Origin of the sequence: Bradyrhizobium sp. CCBAU 51753 (assembly GCF_015291565.1) — a bacterium.
Classification (GTDB): Bacteria; Pseudomonadota; Alphaproteobacteria; order Rhizobiales; family Xanthobacteraceae; genus Bradyrhizobium; species Bradyrhizobium ivorense.
In genome coordinates, this window is record NZ_CP030037.1 from 4,058,324 (window position 1) to 4,070,190 (window position 11,867).

The 11,867-nt window shown below is 63.0% G+C and carries 12 protein-coding genes, 1 tRNA gene and 1 pseudogene; 8 read left to right on the plus strand and 6 right to left on the minus strand.

Going from position 1 to position 11,867, the window contains the following annotated elements; translation table 11 throughout:
* The 5 genes from XH93_RS18150 (at position 1) to XH93_RS18170 (ending at position 2,998) form a co-directional block, all read left to right on the plus strand.
* Entirely contained in the window at positions 1-741 is a 741-nt protein-coding gene (locus XH93_RS18150) for a DUF5131 family protein (protein WP_194474592.1), read from the plus strand.
* Between the two features lie 30 nt (positions 742-771).
* Positions 772-1,065: an AlpA family transcriptional regulator gene (locus tag XH93_RS18155; RefSeq protein ID WP_194474593.1), complete on the plus strand. Its 294-nt coding sequence runs from the start codon at positions 772-774 to the stop codon at positions 1,063-1,065.
* The gene (locus tag XH93_RS18160; RefSeq protein WP_194474594.1) at positions 1,052-2,239 is read left to right on the plus strand and encodes a hypothetical protein; all 1,188 of its coding nucleotides are present in this window, start codon (positions 1,052-1,054) and stop codon (positions 2,237-2,239) included. Before XH93_RS18155 ends, XH93_RS18160 begins: the two co-directional genes overlap by 14 nt.
* A 112-nt stretch (positions 2,240-2,351) precedes the next feature.
* Positions 2,352-2,425, plus strand: a tRNA-Gln gene (locus XH93_RS18165).
* Between the two features lie 165 nt (positions 2,426-2,590).
* Positions 2,591-2,998, plus strand: coding sequence for a GNAT family N-acetyltransferase (locus XH93_RS18170; protein ID WP_194474595.1), 408 nt, complete (start codon positions 2,591-2,593; stop codon positions 2,996-2,998).
* 11 nt (positions 2,999-3,009) lie between these two features.
* On the opposite strand, the pseudogene XH93_RS18175 reads toward XH93_RS18170, so the two are convergent.
* The 3 genes and pseudogenes from XH93_RS18175 to XH93_RS18185 form a co-directional block, all read right to left on the minus strand.
* Positions 3,010-3,146 (minus strand): annotated as a pseudogene (locus tag XH93_RS18175) (invasion associated locus B family protein); the annotation flags it as partial.
* 279 nt (positions 3,147-3,425) lie between these two features.
* Positions 3,426-5,246 carry a hypothetical protein gene (locus tag XH93_RS18180; RefSeq protein WP_194474596.1) on the minus strand — a complete coding sequence of 607 codons (1,821 nt, stop codon included), beginning with the start codon at positions 5,244-5,246 and terminating at the stop codon, positions 3,426-3,428.
* Positions 5,247-5,421: 175 nt separating this feature from the next.
* A complete protein-coding gene (locus tag XH93_RS18185; RefSeq protein ID WP_194474597.1) occupies positions 5,422-5,589 on the minus strand; it encodes a hypothetical protein in 168 nt (55 codons plus the stop codon).
* A gap of 47 nt (positions 5,590-5,636) precedes the next feature.
* Between XH93_RS18185 and XH93_RS18190 the strand changes: the two genes are divergently transcribed.
* The gene (locus tag XH93_RS18190) at positions 5,637-5,732 is read left to right on the plus strand and encodes a GNAT family N-acetyltransferase (RefSeq protein ID WP_194474598.1); all 96 of its coding nucleotides are present in this window, start codon (positions 5,637-5,639) and stop codon (positions 5,730-5,732) included.
* A gap of 11 nt (positions 5,733-5,743) precedes the next feature.
* Here XH93_RS18190 and XH93_RS18195 read toward each other — a convergent pair whose 3' ends face one another.
* Genes XH93_RS18195 through XH93_RS18205 form a run of 3 tightly spaced genes read right to left on the minus strand, consistent with a single transcriptional unit; the run spans position 5,744 to position 10,689 of the window.
* Complete coding sequence (locus XH93_RS18195; protein WP_194474599.1) at positions 5,744-6,310, minus strand: invasion associated locus B family protein; 567 nt, start codon at positions 6,308-6,310, stop codon at positions 5,744-5,746.
* Between the two features lie 57 nt (positions 6,311-6,367).
* Positions 6,368-9,511 carry a multidrug efflux RND transporter permease subunit gene (locus tag XH93_RS18200; RefSeq protein ID WP_194474600.1) on the minus strand — a complete coding sequence of 1,048 codons (3,144 nt, stop codon included), beginning with the start codon at positions 9,509-9,511 and terminating at the stop codon, positions 6,368-6,370.
* Positions 9,508-10,689 carry an efflux RND transporter periplasmic adaptor subunit gene (locus XH93_RS18205; RefSeq protein WP_194474601.1) on the minus strand — a complete coding sequence of 394 codons (1,182 nt, stop codon included), beginning with the start codon at positions 10,687-10,689 and terminating at the stop codon, positions 9,508-9,510. Before XH93_RS18205 ends, XH93_RS18200 begins: the two co-directional genes overlap by 4 nt.
* Before the next feature lie 183 nt (positions 10,690-10,872).
* Here XH93_RS18205 and XH93_RS18210 point away from each other — a divergent pair, with 183 nt between their 5' ends.
* Complete coding sequence (locus XH93_RS18210) at positions 10,873-11,334, plus strand: MarR family winged helix-turn-helix transcriptional regulator (protein WP_139482752.1); 462 nt, start codon at positions 10,873-10,875, stop codon at positions 11,332-11,334.
* A gap of 115 nt (positions 11,335-11,449) precedes the next feature.
* On the plus strand, positions 11,450-11,689 hold the full coding sequence (locus tag XH93_RS18215; protein ID WP_139482822.1) for a hypothetical protein: 240 nt from the start codon (positions 11,450-11,452) through the stop codon (positions 11,687-11,689).
* Positions 11,690-11,867: the final 178 nt, after the last annotated feature.

The window sequence follows — 11,867 nt, forward strand, 5'->3', positions numbered from 1 at the left end:
ATGGCCGAGAACAGCAAGATCGAGTGGACTGACCATACCTTCAATCCGTGGATCGGATGCCAGAAGGTCTCGCCTGGCTGCGATCGCTGCTACGCAGAATCGCTGGCGAAGCGCTACGGGTGGGTCGAATGGGGGCCGCACGGCGAGCGCAAGCGCACCAGCGCGGCGAATTGGAAGAAGCCGCGGCAGTGGGCGGCTGCTGCGCGCGGTGCCAGCCGTCGCCCGCGGGTGTTCTGCGCGAGCCTTGCCGACGTGTTCGACAACCAGGTGCCGGACGATTGGCGCAAGGATCTCTTCGATCTGATCGCGGCGACACCGGAGCTGGATTGGCTGCTGCTCACGAAGCGGCCCGAAAACCTGGTGCGGATGTTTCCGACAGGGCCTTGGCTGAACGTTTGGCTCGGTACGACCTGCGAAGACCAGGAACGATATGATCGGCGATGGCCGCTGCTGGCAGCGCAGAGCAATGTGCCGGTTCGCTTCATCAGCTATGAGCCAGCCATCGGTCCGCTGGTTCCTCACGGCGTCGTCGTCGGGAACGTCTTCAGGACGCCTGACTGGCTGATCTGCGGTGGCGAGAGCGGGCACGGCGCGCGCTACATGCCGGCCGAATGGGCCGAGCAAGCGATGTGGCAGTGCGAGGTCAACATGACCGCCTTCTTCATGAAGCAGATGACGGGCAAGAAGCCGATTCCGCCTCAGCTGATGGTCCGGGAATTCCCTCACGTCGGGGCTCGTTGAAAGCAAAGAACCTTGTGGAAATGATGTGTCATGACGGCGCGTAAATCCGAGAATCTTCTCCGCGGCGACCGCACCCCGGCCTATGTCGGCCGCGAGACCGGAGCCGCAGAACTGCAAATCTCTCCAGATACTTGGGACCAATGGGTAAAGGAGGGGCGGCTTCCCCCTGCCTGTGACACTTTCCCGAGCGGGACCCCGCGCTGGCGCTGGGAAGACGTTGACCGTAAGCTCTCCGGCCGGACGGCGTCGGACACAACCGATGCGGCCATGCGGGGAGCGCTGAACTTTGGCAAGAAGAAGGGTGTCCGGCGTGATGCTGCCTGAGGGGGTCGAGAAGACCACCGTCAAGAAGAAGGGCGGCAAGGTCTACACCTACTACTACTGGAACCCTGGCCGCGGCACTGATCGCGAGGGCGACCGCATCAAGCTGCCGAACGCCGACACCGATCCGAAGGCGTTCTGGACAGAGGTGGAGCGCCGGCGCGTCGCCGCACCGACCACATATCCCGCCGGCTCGGTTGGCGATCTAGTCACGCGCTACCGCGACAGCGAGGAGTTCAAGAGCAACTCGGATGGGACGCAATCCAATTACGAAGTGACGATGCGCCGCTTCGAGGATCGCGACAACTGGGGCCTCGTGGCGGTCCGCGACCTGCTGCCTCTGGTCGTTCAGACCGCACGCGATGCCATGAAGGACACGCCTGTGATGGCCAACCAGATGCTGTCGGTCGGCCGCACGATCTGGGACTGGGCGATCCCGCTCGGTCTCGCCACCATCAATCCATTCGACAAGGTGAAGGATCTGGACGTCCCCGATCGCGGCCATGTGCCGTGGCCGGCGTGGGTCATCGAAGATGTCCGCACGCACGCCTGGCCTGATCTGGTGAGGATGGAGCGGCTCGGCATCATGACCTGCCAGCGGATCAGCGACCTGATCCGGATGGGACCAGAGCACCGCGAGCACAATGGCATCTGGTGTCGGCCGAAGAAGACCCGGAAGCGGCGACGCTCGTTTCATATCCCGCTCGCGACCGCCGACGCGCTCGAGCTCGACCGCTGGGCCGAGACGCCGGTGACCTTCACGAACACCCGTTGGCTGAAGCCGATCGACCGCTTCCGGGGGGACCTCTACCTCTACTCGCCGAAGGGTGCCCAATACACCGCGGACGGCCTGCGCGCCCGCTACGGGCGCTGGCTGGCCGACACGCAGGAAGGCCGCGCGCTGCGCCGCCGCTGGAAGGAATGGGTCGCTGCCCAGGTCAAGAAATACGAATGGGATATCGATCCGGACGACGCCGACCACCCGACAATCCACGGCCTGCGCGGAACCGGCATCCTGGCCCGGGCCGAGGTCGGCTACAACGTCGACCAGATCGCCAACGACATCGGCATGTCGCGCCAGAACGTCGAGCACTACATGCGCTTCAAGGATCAGATGAAGGTCGGCGCCGAGGGCCAGCAGCGGCTACGGCTTGTGAGCAGCGACAAGAAGGACTAGACCGCGAACGCCGGGACGGCTATATGGGCGCCTGCAAAGCGCGCCGTTTGCAAAACCATCGGCCCGGCTTGCAAAACTTCCGAAGAAAGCTAAGCCTTTTCAGCTACTTCGGTGGGGAATGGTGTAACGGTAGCACAACAGACTCTGACTCTGTTTGTCTTGGTTCGAATCCAGGTTCCCCAGCCAATCCGCCGCATGGCGTGACCGCCGTCAAGAAATCCCGACGAGATTCGCAGTCGCGCGGAGATGTGCCATGCGCTGGCTGCTGCGGTCTGCAGGTGGATCGGCGGAGCGTAATCCACCATTGTCACGTGCCGGCCCGCGCCGGAATCTTGCGACAGAGGTGAAGTGATGGATGCGATCTCCTATTCCCGCGAGCCGTCGATCGGGGTCGACGAGTTCATCGACGTGCTGCGCCAGTCCGGCCTCGGCGAGCGGCGTCCGATCACCGACAGCGACCGGATCGGACGGATGATCGCCAACGCCAATCTCATCGTCACCGCGCGCAAGGACGGCAAGCTGGTCGGCGTCTCGCGCGCGCTGACGGATTTTTGCTTTTGCTGCTATCTGTCGGACCTTGCGGTCGATCGGGCGTATCAGGGACACGGCATCGGCAAGCGCCTGATCGAGGAGACACGGCGCCACGCCGGCCCCGAGTCGATGTGCCTGCTGCTGTCAGCGCCGGGCGCGACGTCGTTCTACGAGTCGATCGGCATGCCGCAGGCGGACAACGCATTCCTCTACAAGCGCGAGCGCTAGCGCCGGCGCGGCTACTTGATCTTGTCGTACACCGTCGCGAAATCGTTGAGCGGCATCGGGATGGCGATGGTTTCCTTCGCCAGGTTCTGGAACGACGCTTTCAGCTGCTTGCCGGATTTCAGCTGGCCAGGATGTCGGCGGCGATCGGCGCACCTCGGCCTCGCTCGCCGCTGCACTTATTCATACCAAGAAGCGTCTCGGACTGACCGGCGTGTTTGCCTGATGGGAGCTGAGTGAGGCGAGAGTCTCACGCTCAGTTCTGTGAGAGGCCGGAGGTGAAATCCCGCCGGCCTACCCACCCGCAATCGCGTTGCCCACATGCCCACCGCGACAACATCAGCAGCAAGCGGCCGAAATTGGCGGCTTCACGATGAAGCATACTAAAAAGCTCCGCGTTTCGGCGAACCAGAAGCTCTCCGGGCCAAGGTCATGGGCGGCCGACGCGAACGATTGCAGCAACGACCTCGACTCCCGCCGGAATATCGCTGCGGTAAGGAGATTCCTTAATTGCTTTCGCCGCCAGCTGTTCGAGCCCCAAGCCCGGCTCGTAACCAAATGGCGTGCCAGTCTCCAACCTGATGACAATCAGAATCTTGTCCGGCTGTCCTGCATAAACAGTACGATAGGCGATATTTCCCTCAATTCGTTCGAATTGGTTGGCTCTGGCTAGCTTAAGTCCCTCAGACGCCTTCTGGACGGCCAACTCCACATTTTCCCTAATCAATCTGCTATCGGGTCGAGACACACCCTTTATGGTGGTCCACGTTCCACCTCTGATCCGCTCCTCGTAGACCCTTATCGTCTGTCCTGCTCGCACCTCTTCGGTCAAGCGCGTACCCACCACGGCGACACGGTCGCAGGTGTCAAACCCGATGGCCTTTGCCGACATTTGGAGATGGTCCGGCAAGAAGTGTCTGAGGACCTCCGGCTCTACGACGCTTTCGCCGTAACTGGCTGCGTTAGCCGGTCCGGGACGCAATCCTCCCCGGGGAACGTGTGGCGGCAATTGGTGAGTCGGCGGGGTGTAACCCGGTGGAAGCTTGCCAGCGCCCCGCGCGGCTTCCTCGACCATCTTGAGGGCCTTCTGCGCCTCCTCGGCAGCTTTGACGGCCTCTTCGGCAGCTTTCGCAGCCTCCCTTGCAGCTCGCGTCTGAAACTTGAGCCGAAGTACGTTCTTGAGCTCTTCCGCCGCAACCAGCAGACCCTTCAGCCTGGGCAGCAGACGGCCAATCATGCCGGCCCCTTCTCCCATCCATTTCACGCCCTGAACCACGCCGATCCCGGCCGCATCAGTGGCGACCTGCAGAATGACTTCGAAGGCGACCAGGCCGGTAAGACGGCCAGCCCATTGGAAGAGCTCGGAATTAGTCTTGCCGACGATCTGTTCACTCACTCCTTTACCGAGCTCGTCACCCAGCACCTTGCCAATGGGCTTCGCATTGGCGGCCAGCGGTGCAAAAAATTTGCCCGGATTTGTCTGAATCAGGAGTAGCGTCTCCGACATCGGGCCAATAATTTCCGCAGCGTTCTTCATCACCTCATCACGGAATTTCGCGTCAAAGGCCAGGTTCTTGGCGTCTTTCAACATGTTGAGGAACGCTTCTCCTCCTTCCTTTAGTCCCCTAAAGAAGCCCTCCGCAAACTTGCCGCCAAGCACGACGTTGCCACCGGGAATTACGCTTTCCAGCGAGCCTCCCAAAGCCTTTTTGAAGGCGTTGGCCGTTTCCGTCGTGTGGGGTGCGAGGCCCTCGACAAATCCAGCGTAGACGTCTTTCAGCGCCGCCGCTGCGTCAAATCTCACAGTGGCGTCGCTGACGCTTTTTGCGACCTCAGGCACAGCGACCTTGACCCGCATGAATGCAAAAGCGGCCCCGCTTGAGCCTGCAGGTCGCGCCTCGATCAAAGCGCTGTCAGCAGTTTTTTTTGCGGTCACTAGATAGATATACGTAGCGCCGCTCTTTTGCTTGAACTGAATATCGACCACATGCGGTTTGTCAGAGTGGACGTCCGGACCGAGGACGACATTCTGCGAAAAAGGCGATTGGAGGCTCTTTGGGATCGAGTCACGCAGATCGACTTTCGTCTCAGGCGGATCGCGCAGACATACTTCCTGCACTTGCTCCGCTTGAAGGGAAAGTTGCGAGGTAAAGAACTCTTTGTTCGACTGTCCGGGCGCGCTGAACGACGCGTCCACTCCGGCATAAAAATTAGGCGCCGTCCGCTGTGGCCATGGCTCGAATGAGGTCATTTCACACCTCCAATCCGATGAGCGAGAATTGAGCGGTGGTGGAAACGCCGCCAACCGCTAGAGCGTTTGCGGCGACAGGTTCACGCGAGAAACACCTATCAGCAAAGGCGTATCATCCCCGTTTGCAAGCAAGAGCGCGCCTCCCTTCCTCACCTTCTATTCCGTTAGTCGTTGCCTATCGGCCAGAGTTCAACGACTTCCAGCGTTTTGCCCCGCAGTTGGCGTCGACGAGTTCATCGACGTGCTGCGCCAGTCCGGCCTTGACGAGCGGCGTCCGATCGCCGACGCCGACCGGATCGGGCGGATAATCGCCAATGCCGATCTCGTCGTCACCGCGCGCCAAGCGGGCAAGCTCGTCGGCGCCTCGCGTGCGCTGACGGATTTCTGCTTTTGCTGCTATTGTCGGATCTTGCGGTCGATCGGGCGTATCAGGGACACGGCATCGGCAAGCGCCTGATCGAGGAGACGCGGCGCCACGCCGGCTAGCGCCGGCGCGGCTACTTGATCTTGTCGTACACCGTCGCAAAATCGTTGAGCGGCATCGGGATGGTGATGGTTTCCTTCGCCAGATTCTGGAACGACACTTTCAGCTGCTTGCCTGATTTCAGCTGCGCCAGCACGTCGGCGGCGATCGGCGCGTTGATGTAGCAACCGCGCTGCTCGCAGGTCTGGATCGCGACGTCGACGGCCTTGCCCTCGTCGACCTGTAGCTTGGCGCCGACCGGCAGGTTCAGTCCGAGCGGCAGCTGGATCAGCGCGACCGGGGTGCGGGTGTCGGCGGCGACGCGGATATTGACCAGCACGATGAGCTGGCCGGTCTTGGTGAGAACCGCGGTCTGCTCCATGGCGCATTCGAGCGGCGCGTCGCGGCTCGCGCTGGTGCAGCGAGCGACCCAGCCGGTGTTGCTGCCGGGCGGCGCGTCGGCCTGCTGGGGCGCCGTGGGCTGCGCAGGTGCAGGCGCGGCGGCCGGTGCGTTCTTGGCCTTCGGAGCCTGGGCGTGGCCAGCGCCGGCCACGCCGAGCGCGGTCAACAGGACGACGAGCGACTTTGCGACAATTTTCACGGCACCGGCTCCGAACTGAACAGCCTTCGGATGTGCCGCGGCGGGCGCAAAGTCAAGTCACTCGGCGGCTTCCTTGACCGATCCATGCTCGCCGTCGTCGTCGCCCTCGGCGCGCGGCGAGCGGCCCCAATTGGCGAACGCGTTGGAGAGCCGGTCGAGATAGAGATAGACCACCGGCGTCGTGAACAGCGTCAGCGCCTGGCTGACGATCAGGCCGCCGACCATGGCGTAGCCGAGCGGCTGGCGGATCTCCGAGCCGGTGCCGGTTCCAAGCATCAGCGGTACGCCGCCGAGCAGCGCGGCCATCGTCGTCATCATAATGGGGCGGAAGCGGAGCAGGGCGGCCTGACGGATCGCGGCCTCCGGCTCCATGTGATTGTCGCGCTCGGCGGCGATCGCGAAGTCGACCATCATGATGCCGTTCTTCTTCACGATGCCGATCAGGAGGATGATGCCGATCAGCGCGATCAGCGAGAAGTCGAAGCCGGCCGCCATCAGGATCGCCAGCGCGCCGACGCCGGCCGAGGGCAGCGTCGACAGAATCGTGATCGGGTGGATGTAGCTCTCGTAGAGAATGCCGAGGATCAGGTAGACCACCACCAGCGCGGCGAGGATCAAGAGCGGCACGGTCGACAGCGACTGCTGGAACGCCTGCGCGGTGCCCTGGAAGCTCGAGCTCAGGGTCGGCGGCGCGCCGAGCTCGACCATCGCCTTCTGCACCGCTTCGGTCGCCTGGCCGAGCGCTGTGCCCTGCGCCAGGTTGAACGAGATGGTGATCGCCGGGAACTGGCCCTGGTGGCTGATCGAGAGCGGACGCACCGGCGCGGTGGTCCACTTCGCGAAGGTCGACAGCGGCACCTGTTCGCCGGTCAGCGGCGACTTGACGTAGAGATTGTTCAGGGTGTCGACCGAGCCCTGCAGCTCCGGCAGCACCTCGAGGATGACGTGATAGCTGTTGAGCTGGGTGAAGTACTGCGTCACCTGACGCTGGCCGAACGCGTCATAGAGCGTGTCGTCGATCAGCTGCGGCTGGATGCCGTAGCGCGAGGCGGTGTCGCGGTTGATCTTCAGTTCGAGCGTGGTGCCGTTGGTCTGCTGGTCGGTGGCGACGTCGCGCAATTGCGGCAGCGTCTGCATCTTACCGAGGATCTTCGGCGCCCACTCGTTCAGCTCGGCAAGGTTGGCATCCTGCAGCGTGAACTCGAACTGGGTGCGGGTCGGGCGGCCACCGAGACGGACGTCCTGCGCCGCCTGCATGAACAGCCGGGCGCCCAGCACCTTTTCCAGCTTCGGCCGCAGCCGGCCGATCACCTGCTGCGCATTGGCGTCGCGGTCCTTCAGCGCCTTCAGCGTGATGAACATGGTGCCGTTGTTGCCGGCACGGCCGCTGCCGCCGATCGCCATCGCGACCGTCGCGACCGCGGGATCGGCCATCACGATCTTGCTGAGCTCTTCCTGCTTGCCCTTCATGTCGGCGAACGAGATGTCCTGGTTGGCTTCCGAGGTCGCGGTGATCAGGCCGACGTCCTGCTGCGGGAAGAAGCCCTTCGGGATGATGACGAACAGGTAGACCGACAGCGCCAGCGTCGCGAAGAAGATCACGAGCGTGGTGCGCTTCCAGGCGAGCGCGTGATCGAGGACGATCTCGTAGCCGCGCAGCATCGCGTCGAAAGCCCGCTCGCTGAGCTGGTACAGGCGGCCATGCCGCTCCTCGTTGTGGGCGCGCAGGAACCGCGAGGCCATCATCGGGGTCAAGGTCAGCGACACGAACATCGACACGAAGATCGTCATCGCCAGCACCACCGCAAACTCGCGGAACAGGCGGCCGATGATGCCACCCATCAGCAGCAGCGGGATCAGCACCGCGACCAGCGAGATGCTGATCGAGACGATGGTGAAGCCGATTTCGCTCGAGCCCTTGAAGGCGGCGGCCATCGGCTTCTCGCCCTGCTCGATGTAGCGGCTGATGTTCTCCAGCATCACGATGGCGTCGTCGACCACGAAGCCGACCGCGATCGTCAGCGCCATCAGCGACAGATTGTCGAGGGTGTAGCCGAAGATCCACATCAATGCGCAGGCGCCGAGCAACGCCAGCGGCACCGTTACGGCGGGGATCACGGTCGCCCAGAAGCTGCGCAGGAAGGCAAAGATCACCATCACGACCAGGAAGATGGTCAGCAGCAGGGTGAACTGGACGTCTTCCACCGCGGCGCGGATCGTGGTGGTGCGGTCGCTGATGACATCGATCTTGACCGCCGGCGGTATCGCCGCGACCAGCCGCGGCAGCGTCGCCTTGATCTTGTCGACGGTGTCGATGACGTTGGCGCCGGGCTGCTTGAAGATGACGAGGAACACGCCGCGCTTGCCGTTGGCCCAGGCGGCCTGCTTGGCGTCCTCGGGCCCGGTGACGGCCTGGCCGATGTCGCGGATCCGCAAGGGGCCGCCGTTGCGATAGGCGATGATGACGTCGTTCCAGGGATCCGCCGTCAGCAGCTGGTCGTTGGCATAGATGGTGTAGGCGCGGGTCGGGCCGTCGATATTGCCCTTCGGGCTGTCGACGGTCGCGATGTTGATCGCGGCGCGGACGTCTTCCAGCGATAGGCCTTTCGCCACCAGCTTGGCCGGATCGATCTGGACCCGAACCGACGGCTTCTGCTGACCGCCGATGATGACCTGCGCGACACCGGAAATCTGGCTGATCTGCTGCGCGAGCTGGGCGTCGACGGAGTCGCTGACCGTGGTGAGCGGCAGCGTGTCCGAGGTGGCCGACAGCAGCATGATCGGCGAATCCGCCGGGTTCACCTTGCGATAGGTCGGCGGCGAGGGCAGGTTCTTCGGCAGCTGGCCGCTGGCGGCGTTGATGGCGGCCTGCACGTCGTTGGCGGCGCCGTCGATCGAGCGGTTGAGGTCGAACTGGATGGTGACCGACGCGGTGCCGAGATAGCTCGTCGAGGTCATCTGCGCGATGCCGGGGATCTGCGCGAACTGGCGCTCCAGCGGCTGGGCGACCGAGGTCGCCATGGTCTCCGGGCTGCCGCCCGGCAGCGTCGCGGTGATCTGGATGGTCGGGAAGTCGACCTGCGGCAGCGGCGCCACCGGCAACAGCGGATAGGCGACGAGGCCGACAAACAGGATGCCGGCCATCAGCAGCGAGGTGCCGATCGGGTAGCGAATGAATGGTGCGGAAATTCCGTCGCTCATTCCTGCGTCACTTTCGCCTTGGGCTCATCTTTGGATTGGTCCGAGCTCGCCACCGCCGTCGTCACCAGGGTTCCCGGCGAGACCTTGTATTGGCCCGCGGTGATTACCTGCTGTCCCGGCGTGAGGCCCTCGTCGATCACCGATCTGCCGTCGATCGACTGCGTGACCTTGATATTGCGCAGCTCGGCCTTGTTCTCCTGGTTGACTGAATAGGCGTAGAGGCCATTGGCGCCGTGCTGCACGGCGTCATCGGGAACCACGGTGGCGTCCTTCAACGTCCTGACCAGCAGCCGGGTCGAGACCGACTGGCCCGGCCACAGCGCATGGTCCTTGTTGTCAAACACCGCCTTGAGCCGGACAGTCCCGCTCGTGGTGTCGACCTGGTTGTTGATCAGCGCCAGCGTGCCGGTGGACAGCGCCTTCTTGCCGTCGGTGGTCAGCGCGATGGTCTTCGGCGGCGCCACCGCAAGAGCCGCCTTGATATCAGGTAATTGGTCTTCCGGCGCAGTGAAGATCACCGTGATCGGTTCGATCTGGGTGATCGTGACAATGCCGGTGGCGCCCGAGGCGTTGACGATGTTGCCGATATCGACCAGCCGCAGCCCGACAATGCCGTCGATCGGCGACTTCACGGTGGTGTAGTCGACCTGGGTCTGTGCGTTGAAGATCGCGGCCTCGTCGGACGCGATCTGGGCGGTGAGCTGGGCCACCGTGGAACGCTGGGTGTCGAGCTGCTGGCGGGTGGCGAACTCGCCGAGCTTGGTGTAGCGCCCAAGGTCGAGATTGGCGTTGGCGAGATTGGCCTCGTCCTGCGCCTTCTTGGCCTTGGCCTGGTCAAGCACCGCTTGATACGGCCGCGGGTCGATCTCGACCAGGGTGTCGCCGGCCTTGACGAACTGGCCTTCCTTGAAGGCGATCTTGACGATCTGGCCATCGACCCGGGTGCGGACCTGGACGGTGTTGAACGCCTGCACGGTACCGAGACCGGTCAGATAGACCGGGAAATCCGCCTTCTCGACCGGGGCGATCTTGACCGGGACCGGCGGGCGCTGGGCCGCACGCTTCTGGGCGGCCTCCGCGGCCTGCCTGTTTCCCTCGTATTTTTGCCAGCCAAAGTAGCCCGCTGCACCGATCGCAGCGATCAGCAGGACCCAACCGATGGTACGTGACTTGGACATACGGGCTCTTGGGTTCGACGAACAATAAAGGGTGATTGAAACGGTTCCCAGAGCTTGCGGATATAATATGCGTGCACTTAATGTGTAAACACACTACAACTTGAGAATCCTAAACATTTGGAAAGGTTTAGGGTCAGAAACGAACAGCAATAGTTCGCCCCGGGAACGCTTCCGAGAACCCTCATGTCGCTCGATCTCAAACGCCAGTTCATTGCCCAGCTCGTCGAGAGCTCGCGGCTGCTGCGCAACTATATCGACCACCGCGCCAAGGCGCGTGGCACCACCCGCGCGCAGTGGATCGTGCTGTTCCGGCTGCGCGAGCAGGAGGGGCTGTCGCAGGTCGATCTCGCTGACGTGCTGGAGCTGCAGCCAATCTCGCTGGTGCGGCTGCTCGATCGTCTGGTCGAGCATGGTCTGCTCGAACGGCGTCCTGACCCGCGGGACCGCCGCACCAACCGCCTGTTCTTGACGAGGGGCGGACGCCAACTCGTCGACGATCTCGACAGTCTGCGTGACGCGATCGCGAGCGACGTGCTGCGCGACGTCTCGGCCAAACATGTCGAGAGCGGACTTGCCACGCTGCGCGAGGTCAAGGATCGCATCAAGGCGCTCGGGGATGGACCGGAGAGCATCGCCGCGAAATAGCGCGCGTTGCGCAACCTGAAATCCGTCCATCGTCATCGGTCGACGCGGCATGGTTGAAACGCCGCGCGATGTCGTTCATATCGCGCATCGCCGATCTGAGACGGGAAGGGCTGCGATGGACGAGTTGAACGGGCGCATGATGGCGTGCCAGATATTGATCACCGGATTGATCGCGCGTGTCGCCAACGAGCAGCGCGACCCGCTGCGCTTCCTCACCGACTTCCGCGACGAGATCAAAGCCGTGGTCAACGGCGTCAACATCGCGGGCATGGATAACACCGAACGCGTCCGCCAGGTCGCGCAGCGGACCGTCGACGAATTGTTTTCGCTGATGAAGCCGCCGAGCGCCGAGTGACTCGGCGTCTGTGCCGTTATCGATCGGAGCACGGCTCGCGCCAATTTAGAACGATTATTAGAACGCTTAAAAACTAGAGCTCCGTTCCGATGGAATCGGACGGAGCTCTAGATTTTTGCTTTGACGCGTTTTCTTGACGTGAACCGGTGTCCACTTCGCTGGAAAACGCTCTGGTATT